Source organism: Pseudomonas sp. LH1G9 (assembly GCF_002949975.1).
In the GTDB taxonomy this organism is placed as follows: domain Bacteria; phylum Pseudomonadota; class Gammaproteobacteria; order Pseudomonadales; family Pseudomonadaceae; genus Aquipseudomonas; species Aquipseudomonas veronii.
Genome location: NZ_CP026880.1, coordinates 4,841,415 through 4,856,337, shown reverse-complemented (window position 1 = coordinate 4,856,337; position 14,923 = coordinate 4,841,415). Strand labels below are relative to the sequence as shown.

Below are 14,923 nucleotides of genomic sequence, written 5' to 3'. Positions count from 1 at the left end.
TGGCGATAATCACATTCATGAGGCGTGCTTCTGTCGGCCGGCCCAGGGCGCCAGCATAAAGCTGAAGGCCAGGCCCAGGCTGACCGACAGGCCGAAATTACTCACCGCGGGTGTACTCGACAGCGCCAGCAGGCCGAACGACAACCAGGTCGTCAGTGCCGCCAGCAGTGTTCCTAATAAGCTGACCGCAGGCCCGCCGATCTGTTCACGCATCAGGATCGCGTAGTCGACGCTGATGGCGGTGACCAGCAGCAGGCCGAACAGGCTGAACAGCGTCAGCGGCTGGCCCAGCCAACCGAGGCTGGCCAGGCTGCACAGCGCGGCCAGCAACGGCAGGGCGACGATGCGCAGCGCGCCGCCAAAGCCGAAGGGCACGATCAACAACAGCACGATCAGCCCGCACGACATCAACTTCAATTCAGCCGCGCTGATCTGCGTGGCGGCGAACACCCGGTTCAACTCCCCCAGGCGATCCACCAGTTGCACCCCCGGCAAATCCACGGCCTGCACCTGCAGCAGCGCCGGGTCGCTCAAGCCTTGCAGGCTGATCATGGCTGCCACACTGCCGTCGACCGGGCCCAGCCACAGCGTGCGCCAGGGTTCGGCCAGTGGCCCGAGCAGTGCAGCGTCGATGTCTTGGGTAGGCAGCGCTTGCAGTTGAGCGACTTCGGCTTGCAGCGCGCCGACGGGCACGCCGAGGTCGAGCAGCGGTTGCCAGTGCGCGGGAAGTGCATTCAGCGCCTCGCGCAGCTGTTGTTGCTCGGCGGGCAGGTTGACCAGCTGGTTCAGTGCCAGATAACCCTGGAGTTTGTCCATATTCACCAGCTGTTCCAGGCGCTGGCCCAGGGCGGCCTGGCGTTCCAGCAACTGCTGCTGATTGTCGGCGCGCACCAGGAAGAACTGGCTGGTGGGTTGGAACCCGGTGATCCGCGCCACGGCCTGGGCTTCCTGCAGCAATTGCGGCGGGGCGCCGATCCACTGGCGCAGATCGTTTTTACTGTTCAACTGCCACAAGCCGCCGGCGCAAAACAGCAGCACCCACACCAGCAGCACCGCGCTCGGCACGCGCTTGATCAACCCGGAACGCATCAGCCACAGGCGCTCGGCGATGTGCAACGGCCATTGCGCCGGGCGCAGGTCGACACCCTGGAGCAGCGCCGGCAACAGGCACACGGCCGACAGGTACGCACCGACCAGGCCGGCAGCGGAGAATACGGCGATCTGGGTCAGCGCCGGGAACGGCGTCCAGGCCAGCGCCAGGTAACCGATGCAACTGGTCGCCAGGCTCAGGCTCAGGCCCGGCAGGGTCAGGCGCAACGCCGGCCAACTGCGCCACGGCTGCAGGCTCCAGCTTTTCGACAAATAGTGCAGCGGGTAGTCCACTGCCACGCCGATCAGGCTGGAGCCGAGCACCAGCGTCATCACATGCATATGCCCGAACAGCGCCACACAGGCCACCGCGCCGAACAGCATGCCCACCAGCACCGGCACGAAGGCCAGCAGCACGCGCCAGCGGCGGAACGCCAGGAGCAACAGCAGCAGAATGCCGAGGGTGGCGCCGCCGCCGACCCAGGTGATTTCGCGGCTGGCTTGCTGTTGCCCGCTGGCAGCGTAGAGCAAACCGCTGGCCGCGAGCAGTTGCGCGCCGTGCTCGGTGGCTTGGGCGCGACTGGCCTGGAGCAGGTCCGCGACCTGCAGCGGCAGTTTCATATCGAAGGCATTGCCGGTGGTGCGCGCACGCAACAGCACCCAACTCTTGCCGTCGGCATCGGCGATCAATGCGCCGCTGCCGATATCCAATTGCACCGCGCCGCTCTGCGGCTGGCTGTTCTGAATGCGTCCGGTCAGGCCCAGCCAGTCGTCCTGGCTCGGCACCAGGCTGAACCCGGTGAACGGGTCGAACAGCGCTTGCACGCGCTGCTGGATGAAGGCGTCGGGGTGGTCGATCAGTTGCTCGCGGTCCTTGGCCGCGAGCATCGACAAACGCCCGCGCAACAATTGCGCGCGCAGTGCCGGCAGGTCGGCTTGCAGGCTCCATTGGACCTTTTCAAACAGGCCGCTGGCTTGCCAGCGCGCGCCCAGTTGCTCGGCCACGTTGACCGCTTGCTGGCGGTCGGCGTGCCCCACGAGGACCAGGATTTCGCGGTTCAACGGTTCCTGCATGCGCTGTTCGGCTTGCAGTTCGAGGGCGTCCGGCGTGTTGCCCGGCACCAGTTCCATGAGGTTGGCCGACAACGGCGCGCCATCGCGCCATTGCCAGCCGGCCAGGGCCAGCACGGCCACCAGCAGGGTCAGGAACAGGCGCGGCAATAAACGCTCACTGGGCAAAGTCGTGTTGCTCCGCATCGCTCAGGGGAAGGTCGGCGCTGCTGTCCTGCATGCGCAGCACGGTGCTGTCGCCCTGGGTTTCCAGCAGTTCGATGCTGTGGACCAGCGTGCCGCCGTCGATATTGATCTGCTTGAACACTTGCTTGAGCAGCAGCGAGCGCGGGGTCAGCGTCAACTGCCACTGCTCGGCTTCGCCCTGCAGTTGCAGGTCGAAGTCACGCTGCAAGCCGCTGCTGTCGCCCTGCAGCACGGCGAGGAACAGGCGGTTCTGCTCGGCCCCGGCGCTCTTGTTCGGCAGCGTCTGCCAGCCGTTGGCGTCACGCCGCGCAATGCCTTGGGTACTGATGCGGTAATCCTGTTGCAGCGGGGTTTTGAGCAGCCACAGCAGGCCGTGGTCTTTGGCCAGGACGAAGGTGCCTTTGCTGACCAAGGGCTGCGGCAGGGCGCGCAGGTGTTTTTCCTGGATGAAGCTGCCGTGGATTACGCTGGGTTTGGCCAACTGATCGCTCAGTTGCTGTAAGTCGAACCCATGGGCCGCCGCCGAAAAACCAAACAACGCGAACACTGTAGGAGCGAGCTTGCTCGCGAAAAACCTGAGGGCGCCGCGGGGTGTCAGGTGGCCAGCGTTATCGTTGACGATCTTCGCGAGCAAGCTCGCTCCTACAGGGGTCAGCATTTCAGGGCCCTTTCGATCGCGTCGATGAAGACGGTAGGGGACGCCAGTTGCATCTCGCGGCTGGCGATTTGTACCGCTACTTGTACCGTGCAGGCACGGGTCAAACGCTCGCCGCTGGTACGGTCGGTGATCAGGTAGTTGACCTTCAAACGGTTCTCCCACTCCACCAGGCTGGCGCGCACGTTGAGCGTCTGGCCGAAGGTGGCGCCGCGCACATAGCGCAGTTGCATGTCGATCACCGGCCAGGCGTAGCCCGACTCGAGCATCGCTGTGTAGTTATGGCCGATCTTGTCGAGCAGGGCGCAGCGGGCGATTTCCAGGTACTTCACGTAGTGCCCGTGCCAGACCACGTTCATGGTGTCGATGTCGAAAAACGGCACGAGGATTTCAGTGTCGCAATGCAACACGCCCGGGCTACGCATGCAGCCTCCAGTGTTGCTCGGCGATGCGTTGCAGGCACAGGCGCAGCTCGCCTTCGAGGGCGCGGTCTTCGATCACCGGCGGGAAGTCCTTGGCCAGCTCGCTGTGCATCGCTGCCAACGCCGGCGGCAATGGGCGCGCCTCGGCGGCCTGGGCGCGCAGCCACACGCCCTGGTTGGCGGCGAGCAGGGTGGCGGCGGCGACCTGTTCGGTCAGCTCCAGCACACGGATCGCATCGCGGGCGGCGATGGTGCCCATGCTCACTTTGTCCTGGTTGTGGCACTCGGTGGAGCGTGAAAACACGCTGGCCGGCATGGTGTTCTTCAGCGCTTCGGCGGTCCAGGCGCTGGTGCCGATCTGCACTGCCTTGAAGCCGTGGTTGATCATTGCGCGGTCGGCCGGGGCGCCGGACAGGTTGCTCGGCAGGCCGTGGCTGTAACGCACGTCCACCAGCAGGGCGAGCTGGCGGTCGAGCAGGTCGGCGACGTTGGCCACCAGGGTCTTGAGGCTGTCCATGGCGAAGGCGATGTGCCCGCCGTAGAAGTGCCCGCCGTGCAGCACGCGCTCTGCTTCGGCGTCGATGATCGGGTTGTCGTTGGCGCTGTTGAGTTCGATCTCGATGAACGAGCGCAGCCAGTTCAGGCTGTCGGCCAGCACGCCGAGAACATGGGGCGCGCAACGCAGCGAGTAGCGGTCCTGCAAACGGTGCAGCGGCGCAGTCGGCGCATCGATGGCGAGGTCCTGGCGCAACCACGCGGCGACTTGCATCTGCCCAGGGTGCGGTTTGGCGGCGAACAAGCGCTCGTCGAAGTGTTCCGGGTTGCCTTGCAGCGCCACCACGTTCAGCGCGGTGATGCGCGTGGCCAATTGCAGCAGGTAATCGGCGCGGGCGAAGGCCAGGCAGGCGAGGCCGGTCATCACGGCGGTGCCGTTCATCAGTGCGAGGGCTTCCTTGGGCCGCAGGACCAGCGGCTCCCAGCCCAGTTCGCGGTGGACGTCGATGGCCTGGCGGCGTTCGCCGCGGAACAGCACGTCGCGTTCGCCGGAGAGCGTCGCGGCCACGTAGGACAGCGGCGTCAGGTCGCCGCTGGCGCCCACCGAGCCTTCTTCCGGGATCAGCGGCAGCACGTCGTGTTCGAGGAACGCGTGCAGGCGTTCGAGCAGTTCCACGCGCACCCCGGACACGCCGTGGCACAGCGACTGCAAACGCGCCGCGAGCACAGCGCGGGTGGCTTGCGCGTCGAGCAACTTGCCCAGGCCGCAACCGTGGAAGGTGTACAGGTGCCGCGGCAGGGCTTCGACGTGCTGCAACGGCACCGCCACCACGCACGAGTCGCCATAGCCGGTGGTCACGCCGTAGATCACGCCTTCCTTGTCCAGCAGCGAGTCGAGGAACTGCGCGCCCTTGGCGATGCGCTGGCGATACGCGGCATCATCCTGCAAGTGCGTGGGCGCCTGACGATTGGCCAGGGCCAATACGTCTTCAATGCGCAAAGCGCGTTCGCCAAACGTTACCGGCTCAAGATGCGTCGTCATCGGTCTTCCAGAAAGGGTAAAAGTTGAACCATTGTTGGGGCGCTTCCAGGCAGAACTGGCCCAGGCGTGCGGCGTAGCGTGCGGTCCACAGGGCGATGACCTGCTCGCGGGTGCTGCGTTTCCATTCGATCAGTTGGGCAAACGGTTCGATGCTCAGGCGATAGCGGCCCTGGTGCTTGAGGCACATCAGCAGGTTGACCGGGCATTTCAGCAGCCCGGCCAGCAGCCACGGGCCCTGGGGGAAGGCGGCGTCATGGCCGAGGAAGTCCACGCGCACCGTGCGCCCGCCGTGCAGTGGCACGCGGTCGCCGGCAATCGCCAGCCATTCGCCGTCATCCAGGCGCTGGCTGAGCAGCAGCATGGTGGCCGGGTCCAGCTCGCTGACCTGGATCAGGCGCAAATGGGTCGCGCCGGCTTCGCCCAGCAGGCGGTTGAAGCGTTCGGCGTGCTTGGTGTGGACCAGCACGTTCATGGTGACTTTTTCGCCGATCTCCGCGAGCGCGCGGCACACTTCGAGGTTGCCCAGGTGCGCGCCCACCAGCATCTGCCCGCGCTCGCCGCGCAGTTGCCCACGCAATTGCGCCGGGTCGTGGATTTCGATCTGCTCGATGCGCAGCTTGCCGTTCCATACGTCGAGCTTGTCCAGCAGCGCATCGGCAAATGCCATGAACTGGCCGAAGACTTTGCGCAGGGTCGGGCGCAGCTCATCGCGGCCGCTCCATTGCGCCAGGCGCTGCTGGTATTGCCAGGTGCTCTGGCGCGCGGTACGGCCGAACAGGAAGAAGTACAGCACGATGCCGTACAGCAGCGGGCTCAACAGCCGGCGCCCGAGCAGCCTGGCGGCGACTGCGGTGAGTTTCATCAGCCAGAAACTGCCACGCTCTTCGCGGTCGGCCCAGTGTTTGCTGCTGTCGCTCATGCCTGCCACCGTCGCCACAGAATCATCGGTGCGCGCACCAACATGCCGAAGAACAGCCGGGTGTGCATGGCCGAGATACGCACGTTGTCGCGGAACAGGCGGAAGTGCGACAGGCCGTCGGCGGGGTAATGCACCTTCGTCGGCAGCCAGCGCATCGGCTGGTTGCGCCAGGCCAGGCGCACCAGGATGTCCGAGTCGAAATCCATGTGGGTGCCGATGTAGGCCGAGTCCATCAGCGCCAGGGTCGGCCCCAGCGGGTACACGCGAAAGCCGCACATCGAATCGCGAATCTGCAGCGACAGGGTGTTGATCCACACCCACACGTGGGTCAGGTAGCGTGCGTACAGGCGGCCCTTGGGCACGCTGTCGTCGTATTCGGGGTAGCCGCAGATCACCGCCGTGGGGTGTCGGCGCGAGGTGTCGATGAAGCTCTCGACTTCGCGCAGGTCATGTTGGCCGTCGGCGTCCACTTGCAGGGCATGGGTGAAGCCCAGGCGCGCCGCTTCGCGAAAGCCGGCCATCACCGCGCTGCCCTTGCCTTGGTTATTCGGCAGGGTGAGCAGGCTGACGTTGTCGAGGGTCGCCAATTGCGCCAGCACCGCCGCGCACGCCGGGCTGCTGCCATCGTCCACCAACAGGCATGGCAGGCCGCTGTCGAGCAGGCTGTGGACCACGGCCGGCACGGCGGTTTCATGGTTGTAGACCGGGATCAGGGCGCAGGGGTTATGCATGCGCAGGCTCCAGTTGAATCCGGCCACTGGAGCAGGCTGCGACGCCGTTGCGGTAGGCGAAATACAGCTTGCTGCGTTGCGGGTCGAAGCGCAGGTGCAGTTCGACGTGGTCGCCGGGGCGCACCAGTTGCTGGAACTTGAGCACTTCCATGCCGGCAAAGGTCGCTGGCAGGTCGAGCAGTTGCTGGCCGAGGGTGAACGCCCACTCGACCTGCACCACGCCCGGCAGCACCGGCGTCACCGGGAAGTGGCCGCTGAAGTAGGCCAGGTCCGGCGGGATGCTCAGTTGCAAGGTCCATTCGCCATCGGCTTCGACTTGCTCCAGCACCTCAGGGGCTTTCGGCCGGGGCGCCAGCAGCAGCGCTTCGATCTCGGCCTGGGGCAGCTTGCCTTGGCTGTTCAGCGGCAACTGTCGCAGTAAACGCCAGCGACGCGGCAAGGCCAGGGCTTCGCAGTGTTGGCTCAAGTGTTGGCGCAGGGTTTGCGTGACGGTACGCCGGCCCTGGTTGCGCAGGGCATGCAGGCCGTCGGTGCTCAGCACCACGAGGGCGCCGAGGCTGGCGCGGTTTTCCTGGACCACGCCCAGGCGCGTTTCGGCGACCCAGGGGTGCGCCATCAGGGCCTGTTCGAGCATGGGCAGGGAGATACGTTTTTCTTCCAGTTTGACGATGCGATCCAGGCGCCCGAGCAGCTCGAAGCGGCCGTCGGCATGCAGGCGGGCGGCGTCGGCGGTCTGTTCGATATGCCCGGCGGGCAGGTACGGCGAGGCAATACGCAGGGCACCGTCGGCGTCCTGGCTCAGTTCTACCCCGGCGAACGGCTGCCACGGCTGCGCGCCTTGGCGCCAGGCAATGCCGCCGGTTTCCGAGCTGCCGAGGATTTCCGTCGGCCATTGTTGCAAGCGTTCGTACAGGCTGGCGGCCGCGTCGAGGGGCAGGGCGCCGCCGGAGGAGAACACCCGCGACACTCGGCTCAGGGCCGGCCAGTCGAGGTTGTCGCCCATCCGCTTGAGCAGCGCCGGGCTGGCGACCCAGGCGAACCGTGGGTGCTCGCGGCTGGCGCGCTGCAAATCCTCCGGGAAGGCCAGTTGGCGGCGCACGAAGCTGCGGCCGGCGCACAACGGCCACAGCACGCGGAATAACAAGCCGTAGATGTGTTGGGTGGCGACGCTGCCGATGATGCAGGCGTCGTTGAGGTCCGCGCCCCACAGCGTTTCCAGGGCCTGCACCTCGTTGGCCAGCTGGCGCAGGGTCTTGTCGATGCGCTTGGGTTCGCCGCTGGAGCCGGAGGTACACAGGCTCAATTGGCACGCATCCAGGTCGAGGGCGGCCGGGCTCAACGGCGCCTGATACAACGCCTCCAGGTCTGCGGCGTCGGTCAGCCAGGTGTCGACGGCGTCGGCCCAGCGTTGGCGAGTCTGCGGTTGCAGGTCGGCGGGCAGCAACACGCCGACCCCGGCGCGCCAGGCCCCCAGCAGGGCGATCGCCAGCAGGCCGGCGTCTTCCAGATGCACCGCCACGCGCTGGATACCGCGCGCGTGCAGGCCTGCCGCCAGGCGCAGGGATTGCTCCCACAGCTGGGCGTGATTCATCGCAGGCTCGGTGGTGACCAAGCGCTGTTCCAACGGCTCAAGCAGCAGGTGCTCAAGTTTCAACCCATTCATACGCGGCCTCGAACCCTTTGTCGTACCAGCCATTCCACGGCAAACAACAGCCCCATCAGCCCGTAGGCGATCAGGCCGTTGTACAACGTCCACCAGCTCAGCGGCGCCCACAGGGTGAGGGCGGCGGCCAGCAGGCCATTACACAGAAAAAACACGCTCCACACCACGGTGACCTGGCGCGTATACACAATGGCTTTCGGCGGCAGTTGCGGGTCGGTCATGCGTGCCAGGCGCTCGACCATCGGCGGGCCGTATTTCAGGCTCAAGCCGAACAGCGCCAACATGAACGCGCTGACCAGGCTCGGGTACCAGCGCAGCAGGTGCGGGTTGTCGAACCAGGCCAGGGCCAAGCAGAACAGGATGATCGCCACCGCCATCCAGCGGCTGCCGGGGCGCCGCGCACCCGTGAGCGCGCGCAGCAACCACAGGCTGCCGAGCAGCAGGCCGAATTGCCACGGTGCAAAGTGCTCGGTGCCGTAATACACCGCGAAAGGGTACAGCAACCCCGCCAGCAACAGGCCAAGGCCGATCAGCCGGCTCATGCGGCCGGTTGGACCAGACGGTACACCGCCTCAACCACGTCGTTCACGGTACGCACAGCCTTGAACTCTTCGGCGGCGATTTTTTTGCCGGTCTGGCGTTTGATGTGGTCGATCAGGTCCACGGCGTCGATGCTGTCGATTTCCAGGTCCTGGTACAGGTTGGCTTCGAGGGTGATGCGTTCAGGTTCCAGTTCAAACAGTTCCACCAAGGCAGCGCGCAGGGTGTTGAAAATATCGTCACGAGTTTGCATGGTACGGTCTCAAGCTGCCTGTTTGGCCGTGACGAACGCCGCAAGGCTGGCCACGTTGGTGAAGTGATTGCGGGTGTCCTTGGCGTCGGCATCGATCTTGATGCCGTACTTTTTCTGGATCGCCAGGCCCAGTTCCAGGGCGTCGACTGAGTCCAGGCCGAGGCCTTCGCCAAACAGGGTTTGGTCGCTGTTGATGTCGTCGACGCTGATGTCTTCCAGGCCCAGGGCCTCGATGATCAGCGTCTTTATGTCGTGCTCAAGGCTGTTTGAGTTGCTCATCTTCGGCGAGCTCCTTAATAAAATAGTGATGCAGGTAATCGTTGAGCTTGCGTGAGGCCTGGGGCGCGGGGCCGAGTGCGGCGAACGCTTGTGGTTCTATATCGGCACCCACCCGTAAACTGAAGTGAAAGCGGCGTTTGGGAATGCGATACCAGGGTTCGGCCTTGGTCAGGGTGGTGGGGCTGACCTTGATTACCACGGGGGTGATGATTGTCGCACCACGCAACGCAATCGCGGCGCCGCCGCGATGAAAGGCAGGCGCCGCGCCGGGTGTGGTGCGGGTGCCTTCTGGAAAGATGATCAGGGTCTGACCTTCGCGCAGCGCATCGGCGGCGGCGTCGAGCATGTCCGCGCTGCCGTCATTGCTGATGTAGCCGGCATCGCGCACCGGCCCACGGGTGAACGGGTTTTGAAACAGGCTCTGCTTGACCACGCAGTTGGTCTGGCGCATCAGGCCGATCAGGAACACCACGTCGATCAGTGACGGGTGGTTGGCGACGATCATCTGGCCGGGGCGCCCGAGTTTGTCGGCACCGTCGACGCTGAACGTGAGAATGCCCAGGCGCTGCATCCACCGAATGAACAACCAGAACAGGCGACTGATGGTATGCCGCGCGCGCCGTTGGTGCTGGCTGGCAGTCCCCGGCAGGCAATTGAGCAACGGAAACACCAGTAAGCGCAGGCACAGCCCGCCGACGCCAAACAGCGCGAAGCTGGCGGCGGTGGCGAACAGGCGCCAGTAGTAGGCGTCCCGTGGCTTGTCGTTCAGGGCTTGCGTTGCCAGTTCCATACGCGGTTCTTCCAGGCGTGTTGGCAGGCGCCCTGTTCGGTCAACAGGGTGCGTAGCAGGTTCAGGGCATGAGGCCACTGGGTGTGAGTGTGTTGGACAGTGCCGGTGTGCAGTTCCAGTTGCCACTCGTCGCCCGGCGTCAGTAACAGGCCGAGGGCGTAGGGGAAGGGCACGTCGTGGATCCAGTTGGCGTAGGCCTCGGGTGGCTGTTCCTCGCTGATCACCAGCAATACCGCCGGGGCGCCTTCATTGAGCAGGGCCGCTGCTTCGAGCATGCCGTGTTCCAGGCCATCGCCGGCGGCGGCGAGGGCGGTCATTTCGCTGGTTTCATTGCGCAGGATCGACCACAGGCCAATCACCGCGTTATGCACCGACAGGCTGAACTGGGTCGGCGACAGCGGCTGGTCGTTGGCCAGGTCGCTGAGGATGTCGAGGGTGCGCGGGGTTTCGCCGTGGCGGGAAACGAACACCAGCGGCAGGTCTTGCAGGCCCTCGGCCAGCGGCCAGCCCACGCTGAAAGCCATGCGCGCCAGACGGCTCAGGCGGCGGCGCTGCATGGCCGGTAAAAACGAGACGTCGGGGGAGGCTTCGCTGGCGGGTAGCAACACTGGCGCCTGGCACCAGGCGCGCCAGTCGTCCGCACTTTCGAGGCCCGGAGCCCAGGCGCGCCATTGGCTGATATTGAAATTGATCACTGAGAAGATATCCCGCCCCTGCGGGCTTCCATGCGCGGCCACTGGCCCCGAATACCGGGACAGGGAGCAGCAGCCGAGTGGCGCGCATTATCCCGGTGCTGTGGGGTTCTAGCAAACTTTGGTAAATATTTGTTCACGGCCGATTACAATTTGCTGGGGGAAGATTTACAGATTGTCCTTCACTGAGAACCGAGCTGGATTGTCGGACTGTTCCTTTTCATTTGTACGTTAGATGCTAGCCCGGACCATTAATGCAGCAGTGCATGGATGAACGAGGTAGCTAACCGGCGCTTTTGCCCTCTACACTCGGGCATTCATTGGTACACGGAGGTTTTTCCATGCGGCGCGTGGTGTTCAATCAAAAAGGCGGGGTTGGCAAGTCCAGCATCGCCTGCAACCTGGCGGCGGTCAGCGCCAGTGAAGGTTATCGAACCCTGTTGGTGGACCTCGATGCACAAGCCAACTCTACTCAGTACCTCACCGGGCTGACCGGCGACGATATACCGATGGGTATTGCCGAGTTCTTCAAGCAAACCCTGTCTTCCGGGCCGTTCGCCAAGAAAAACCGGGTGGATATCTACGAAACGCCCTTCGACAACCTGCACGTGATCACCGCCACCGCTGAGCTGGCGGATTTGCAGCCCAAGCTCGAAGCCAAGCACAAGATCAACAAGCTGCGAAAGCTGCTGGATGAACTGAGCGAAGACTACGACCGGATTTACCTGGATACCCCGCCAGCGTTGAATTTTTATGCGGTTTCGGCGCTGATTGCTGCTGATCGTGTGTTGATCCCCTTCGATTGCGACAGTTTCTCGCGCCAGGCGCTGTATGGCCTGCTGGCGGAAATCGAAGAATTGAAGGAAGACCACAACGAAGGCCTGGAAGTCGAAGGCATCGTGGTCAACCAGTTCCAGGCGCGGGCGAGCTTGCCGCAGCAGATGCTCGATGAGTTGATTGCCGAAGGCTTGCCGGTGCTGCCGGTGTACCTGGCGAGTTCGGTACGCATGCGTGAGTCGCACCAGCAGAACAAGCCGCTGATCCACCTGGACCCACGGCACAAGCTGACGCAGCAGTTTGTGGAGTTGCATAACCTGCTGGAAAACGCCTGACCTAAAGCACCACACAAAACCGATGTGGGAAGGGACTTGCTCCCGATGACGGTGGGTCAGGCGCAACATAAGCTGATTGATACACCGTCATCGGGAGCGAGCTCCCTCCCACACTAGACCCCTTGGCTGCGCAACCAGCTCATCAACTGCGGCAACGGAAACGCCCCACTCTGACGCGCCACTTCGCGGCCGTTCTTGAACAGAATCAAACTGGGAATCGAGCGAATCCCCAACTGCGCCGACAACTGCTGATTGGCCTCGCTGTCGAGCTTGGCCAGCCGGCACTTGCCTTCCAGCTGCGCGGCGGCCTGCTCGAAGATGGGCGCGAACGACTTGCACGGCCCGCACCAATCGGCCCACACATCCACCAGCAACGGCAGGTCGCCCTTGATCTGGCTGGTGTAGTCGCCCTGTTTCAGTTCAAAAGGTTTGTTCAGCAGCACCGGCTGCTTGCAGCGCCCGCACTTCGGCGCATCGCCCAGGCGTTCGCCGGGGATGCGATTGAGGCCGTTGCAGTGCGGGCAGGGAATGACGAGAGGGTTGGGCATGGTGGCGCTCCTTTGAGACTGGCCAATAGATCCTATTTGGAGTCAGGTCTGGGGTTTATCAAGGCGTGGGAGCGGTGACTCATCCGTTCACAGTTTCTGCCATGTCGATGTGAAGCCGCTTATCTAGGCTGTTGGAGCGCGTTCTGTTTCCCGCCATCTGTCTGTTTGCGGTTATAGCAAATTGCGATAGTTTGAGTTCGGGTTTAACCTTCATAGCAAGATGCGATAAGGATGTTGCATGCGAGTGATTAGTGAGAAAAGGATCTGGGAAGCAAAGGAAAAGTGGCCGCGCTCAGCGAGTGCTTTGGATGAGTGGTACCGACGGATAAAGCGCAATAGCCCAGGAGATTTCGCGTCAATGAAAGGCATTTTTCCTGCGACGGATAAAGTCGGGCAGTTCCATGTGTTCGACATCGGTGGCAATAAACTGAGGTTAATTGCTTTCGTGCGGTACCCAGCACAACGAATTTACATCAAGCATCTGCTGGATCACCGCGAATACGAACAAGACAAGTGGAAGGAGACAATCAGATGAGCGCACTCATTCAGCTCGCCGCTGAACATTGGCAATTTGTTTCACCATTACTGCGCAAGCCAAAAAACGAGGCGGATTACGATGCATTGGTTGCTGCCCTCGACGAGTTGCTGGATTTGGTCGGGGAGGACGAATCAAATCCGCTTATGAGTTTGGTGGATATTCTCAGTGACTGGATCGAAGCCTACGATCACGAGCATCGTCCGATGCCCATCGTCAGTGGTGTTGACGTGTTGCGCGCGATGATGCGCGAACACGGCTTGAATCAAAGTGATCTGCCAGGCTTAGGCACACAGTCAGTCGTTTCCGAGATTCTGAGCGGTAAGCGTAAGCTCAATCTGCGACAGATTAAATGGTTGGCCGAACGCTTTGGGGTTTCCGTGGAGACGTTCATCTAGCCGACTCTACGAAGAACAACTGATCTCCAAATGCTTGCCCCAATCCGGCGGCCGCTGCGCGTACTGCTCCATCCCGGCCTGCTCCTCGAACGGTTTGCGCAACACCTCGTGCAGCCGCCGCACTTCGCTGTAATCCCCCGACTCGGCGGCGCTGATGGCGTTCTGTGCGAGGTAGTTGCGCAGGATGTACAGCGGGTTGACCGCATGCATCCGTGCTCGGCGCTGTTCTTCGCTGTACTCGCCATCGCGCGCCACGCGGGCCTTGTACGCGTCTGCCCAGGCATCGAAGCCGTTCCTGTCGACAAACTCGTCACGCAACCGCGCCACTGCGAGCGCCGCCGGTTCATCGCCCAGGCGGCGGAAGAACAGCGTGTAGTCCACGCCGCTGTTCTGCATCAATTGCAGCAGGCGCTCCAGCAGTTTCTGGTCATCGTCTTCGGCGCTGGTCAGCCCCAGGCGGCGGCGCATCAGGTCCAGGTAGTGCGCCTGGTACAGCGGCAGGTACAGGCCGAGGGTTTCCTTCAAGGCGTCGACGCTGATAAACGGTGTGAGCGCCTGCGCCAGCGCGCTGAGGTTCCACTGCCCGATCGGCACCTGATTGCTGAAGGAGTAGCGCCCTTCATGATCGGAATGGTTGCAGACGAAGTGCGCGTCAAAATCGTCGAGAAACGCAAACGGCCCGAAATCGAAGGTGATGCCGAGGATCGACATGTTGTCGGTGTTCATCACCCCATGGCAGAAGCCATAGGCCTGCCATTTGGCGATCAGTGCGGCGTTGCGTTCGACGACTTCGCGGAACATTGCCAGGTACGGTTCGGGCTGTTCCCGGCACTCGGGGAAGTGCAGCTTCAACACGTGTTCGGCCAGTGCCGCCTGCTGCTCGGGCTTCTGGGTGTAGTAGAAGTATTCGAAATGGCCGAAGCGGACATGGCTACGGGCCAGGCGCAACACCATCGCCCCGCGTTCCTGCTTCTCGCGCCAAACCGGCGTGCTTGAGCCGATCACACACAGCGCCCGGCTGCTAGGGATGTTCAATGCGTGCAGGGCTTCTGATGCCAGAAACTCCCGAATCGAAGAGCGCAGCACGGCGCGACCATCGCCCATCCGCGAGTACGGCGTCTGCCCGGCGCCCTTGAGGTGCAAGTCCCAGTGTTCGCCGGCGCGGTTATACACCTCGCCGAGCAGCAAGCCACGGCCATCGCCCAACTGCGGGTTGTAGGAGCCGAACTGATGCCCGGAATACACCATCGCCCGCGGTTCGGCTTCGGCCCACAGCTTGTGGCCGCCGAACAGTTCGGCGAACACTGGCGTTTCGGCCACGGCCGGGTCGAGGTCGAGCAGGGCCATGGCGGCGTCGCTCGCCACGACCAGGCGCGGTTCGTCGAGGGGCTCGGGCAGGACGTGGGTTGAGAACGCGTCGCCCAGGCGTGCGAAGCGATTGTCGAAGGTCAGTTCGTCGAGGGCTTTCACCGGCCATCTCCAGCAGAATGTCCGAGCATTCTG

General features: G+C 63.5%; 17 protein-coding genes. 3 read left to right on the top strand and 14 right to left on the bottom strand.

Going from position 1 to position 14,923, the window contains the following annotated elements; all coding sequences use genetic code 11:
• Positions 1 to 15: 15 nt before the first annotated feature.
• The 12 genes from C5F70_RS22475 to C5F70_RS22420 are packed head-to-tail and all read right to left on the bottom strand — an operon-like array spanning position 16 to position 10,830.
• Entirely contained in the window at positions 16 to 2,346 is a 2,331-nt protein-coding gene (locus C5F70_RS22475) for an MMPL family transporter (protein ID WP_104904076.1), read from the bottom strand.
• Positions 2,318 to 3,004: an outer membrane lipoprotein carrier protein LolA gene (locus C5F70_RS22470; RefSeq protein WP_046490798.1), complete on the bottom strand. Its 687-nt coding sequence runs from the start codon at positions 3,002 to 3,004 to the stop codon at positions 2,318 to 2,320. Before C5F70_RS22470 ends, C5F70_RS22475 begins: the two co-directional genes overlap by 29 nt.
• Positions 2,998 to 3,426: a thioesterase family protein gene (locus C5F70_RS22465; RefSeq protein WP_104904075.1), complete on the bottom strand. Its 429-nt coding sequence runs from the start codon at positions 3,424 to 3,426 to the stop codon at positions 2,998 to 3,000. The genes C5F70_RS22470 and C5F70_RS22465 overlap by 7 nt, the downstream gene beginning before the upstream one ends.
• Positions 3,419 to 4,960 (bottom strand): histidine ammonia-lyase, encoded by a 1,542-nt coding sequence (gene hutH, locus C5F70_RS22460; RefSeq protein ID WP_104904074.1) that lies wholly within the window; start codon positions 4,958 to 4,960, stop codon positions 3,419 to 3,421. The genes C5F70_RS22465 and hutH overlap by 8 nt, the downstream gene beginning before the upstream one ends.
• Positions 4,944 to 5,879 (bottom strand): glycosyl transferase, encoded by a 936-nt coding sequence (locus C5F70_RS22455; RefSeq protein WP_017849837.1) that lies wholly within the window; start codon positions 5,877 to 5,879, stop codon positions 4,944 to 4,946. Before C5F70_RS22455 ends, hutH begins: the two co-directional genes overlap by 17 nt.
• Entirely contained in the window at positions 5,876 to 6,610 is a 735-nt protein-coding gene (locus tag C5F70_RS22450) for a glycosyltransferase family 2 protein (protein ID WP_079442695.1), read from the bottom strand. The genes C5F70_RS22455 and C5F70_RS22450 overlap by 4 nt, the downstream gene beginning before the upstream one ends.
• On the bottom strand, positions 6,603 to 8,273 hold the full coding sequence (locus tag C5F70_RS22445; protein WP_104904073.1) for an acyl-CoA synthetase family protein: 1,671 nt from the start codon (positions 8,271 to 8,273) through the stop codon (positions 6,603 to 6,605). Before C5F70_RS22445 ends, C5F70_RS22450 begins: the two co-directional genes overlap by 8 nt.
• Positions 8,270 to 8,815 carry a membrane protein gene (locus C5F70_RS22440; RefSeq protein WP_017849834.1) on the bottom strand — a complete coding sequence of 182 codons (546 nt, stop codon included), beginning with the start codon at positions 8,813 to 8,815 and terminating at the stop codon, positions 8,270 to 8,272. Before C5F70_RS22440 ends, C5F70_RS22445 begins: the two co-directional genes overlap by 4 nt.
• The gene (locus tag C5F70_RS22435; RefSeq protein WP_017849833.1) at positions 8,812 to 9,066 is read right to left on the bottom strand and encodes an acyl carrier protein; all 255 of its coding nucleotides are present in this window, start codon (positions 9,064 to 9,066) and stop codon (positions 8,812 to 8,814) included. Before C5F70_RS22435 ends, C5F70_RS22440 begins: the two co-directional genes overlap by 4 nt.
• A gap of 9 nt (positions 9,067 to 9,075) precedes the next feature.
• Positions 9,076 to 9,345: a phosphopantetheine-binding protein gene (locus C5F70_RS22430; RefSeq protein ID WP_102617199.1), complete on the bottom strand. Its 270-nt coding sequence runs from the start codon at positions 9,343 to 9,345 to the stop codon at positions 9,076 to 9,078.
• Entirely contained in the window at positions 9,323 to 10,135 is an 813-nt protein-coding gene (locus tag C5F70_RS22425; RefSeq protein ID WP_104904072.1) for a 1-acyl-sn-glycerol-3-phosphate acyltransferase, read from the bottom strand. The genes C5F70_RS22430 and C5F70_RS22425 overlap by 23 nt, the downstream gene beginning before the upstream one ends.
• Positions 10,111 to 10,830 (bottom strand): beta-ketoacyl synthase chain length factor, encoded by a 720-nt coding sequence (locus tag C5F70_RS22420; protein ID WP_017849830.1) that lies wholly within the window; start codon positions 10,828 to 10,830, stop codon positions 10,111 to 10,113. The genes C5F70_RS22425 and C5F70_RS22420 overlap by 25 nt, the downstream gene beginning before the upstream one ends.
• Before the next feature lie 338 nt (positions 10,831 to 11,168).
• Between C5F70_RS22420 and C5F70_RS22415 the strand changes: the two genes are divergently transcribed.
• A complete protein-coding gene (locus C5F70_RS22415) occupies positions 11,169 to 11,939 on the top strand; it encodes a ParA family protein (RefSeq protein ID WP_017849829.1) in 771 nt (256 codons plus the stop codon).
• A 113-nt stretch (positions 11,940 to 12,052) separates the two neighbouring features.
• Here C5F70_RS22415 and trxC read toward each other — a convergent pair whose 3' ends face one another.
• Complete coding sequence (gene trxC, locus C5F70_RS22410; protein WP_104904071.1) at positions 12,053 to 12,487, bottom strand: thioredoxin TrxC; 435 nt, start codon at positions 12,485 to 12,487, stop codon at positions 12,053 to 12,055.
• A gap of 238 nt (positions 12,488 to 12,725) precedes the next feature.
• On the opposite strand from trxC, the gene C5F70_RS22405 reads away from it, so the two are divergent.
• Together C5F70_RS22405 and C5F70_RS22400 are read left to right on the top strand one after the other, a co-directional pair.
• Positions 12,726 to 13,022, top strand: coding sequence for a type II toxin-antitoxin system HigB family toxin (locus tag C5F70_RS22405; protein ID WP_017849827.1), 297 nt, complete (start codon positions 12,726 to 12,728; stop codon positions 13,020 to 13,022).
• Positions 13,019 to 13,420: a type II toxin-antitoxin system HigA family antitoxin gene (locus tag C5F70_RS22400; protein WP_017849826.1), complete on the top strand. Its 402-nt coding sequence runs from the start codon at positions 13,019 to 13,021 to the stop codon at positions 13,418 to 13,420. Before C5F70_RS22405 ends, C5F70_RS22400 begins: the two co-directional genes overlap by 4 nt.
• Positions 13,421 to 13,426: 6 nt before the next feature.
• Here C5F70_RS22400 and selO read toward each other — a convergent pair whose 3' ends face one another.
• Positions 13,427 to 14,890: a protein adenylyltransferase SelO gene (gene selO / locus C5F70_RS22395; protein ID WP_046490784.1), complete on the bottom strand. Its 1,464-nt coding sequence runs from the start codon at positions 14,888 to 14,890 to the stop codon at positions 13,427 to 13,429.
• Between the last annotated feature and the right edge of the window lie 33 nt (positions 14,891 to 14,923).

Bases quoted from the DNA above. Each gene is read 5' to 3' on its own strand.
- C5F70_RS22475 (WP_104904076.1), bottom strand. From the start codon at position 2,346: ATGCGGAGCAACACGACTTTGCCCAGTGAGCGTTTATTGCCGCGCCTG.
- C5F70_RS22470 (WP_046490798.1), bottom strand. From the start codon at position 3,004: ATGCTGACCCCTGTAGGAGCGAGCTTGCTCGCGAAGATCGTCAACGAT.
- C5F70_RS22465 (WP_104904075.1), bottom strand. From the start codon at position 3,426: ATGCGTAGCCCGGGCGTGTTGCATTGCGACACTGAAATCCTCGTGCCG.
- hutH (WP_104904074.1), bottom strand. From the start codon at position 4,960: ATGACGACGCATCTTGAGCCGGTAACGTTTGGCGAACGCGCTTTGCGC.
- C5F70_RS22455 (WP_017849837.1), bottom strand. From the start codon at position 5,879: ATGAGCGACAGCAGCAAACACTGGGCCGACCGCGAAGAGCGTGGCAGT.
- C5F70_RS22450 (WP_079442695.1), bottom strand. From the start codon at position 6,610: ATGCATAACCCCTGCGCCCTGATCCCGGTCTACAACCATGAAACCGCC.
- C5F70_RS22445 (WP_104904073.1), bottom strand. From the start codon at position 8,273: ATGAATGGGTTGAAACTTGAGCACCTGCTGCTTGAGCCGTTGGAACAG.
- C5F70_RS22440 (WP_017849834.1), bottom strand. From the start codon at position 8,815: ATGAGCCGGCTGATCGGCCTTGGCCTGTTGCTGGCGGGGTTGCTGTAC.
- C5F70_RS22435 (WP_017849833.1), bottom strand. From the start codon at position 9,066: ATGCAAACTCGTGACGATATTTTCAACACCCTGCGCGCTGCCTTGGTG.
- C5F70_RS22430 (WP_102617199.1), bottom strand. From the start codon at position 9,345: ATGAGCAACTCAAACAGCCTTGAGCACGACATAAAGACGCTGATCATC.
- C5F70_RS22425 (WP_104904072.1), bottom strand. From the start codon at position 10,135: ATGGAACTGGCAACGCAAGCCCTGAACGACAAGCCACGGGACGCCTAC.
- C5F70_RS22415 (WP_017849829.1), top strand. From the start codon at position 11,169: ATGCGGCGCGTGGTGTTCAATCAAAAAGGCGGGGTTGGCAAGTCCAGC.
- trxC (WP_104904071.1), bottom strand. From the start codon at position 12,487: ATGCCCAACCCTCTCGTCATTCCCTGCCCGCACTGCAACGGCCTCAAT.
- C5F70_RS22405 (WP_017849827.1), top strand. From the start codon at position 12,726: ATGCGAGTGATTAGTGAGAAAAGGATCTGGGAAGCAAAGGAAAAGTGG.
- C5F70_RS22400 (WP_017849826.1), top strand. From the start codon at position 13,019: ATGAGCGCACTCATTCAGCTCGCCGCTGAACATTGGCAATTTGTTTCA.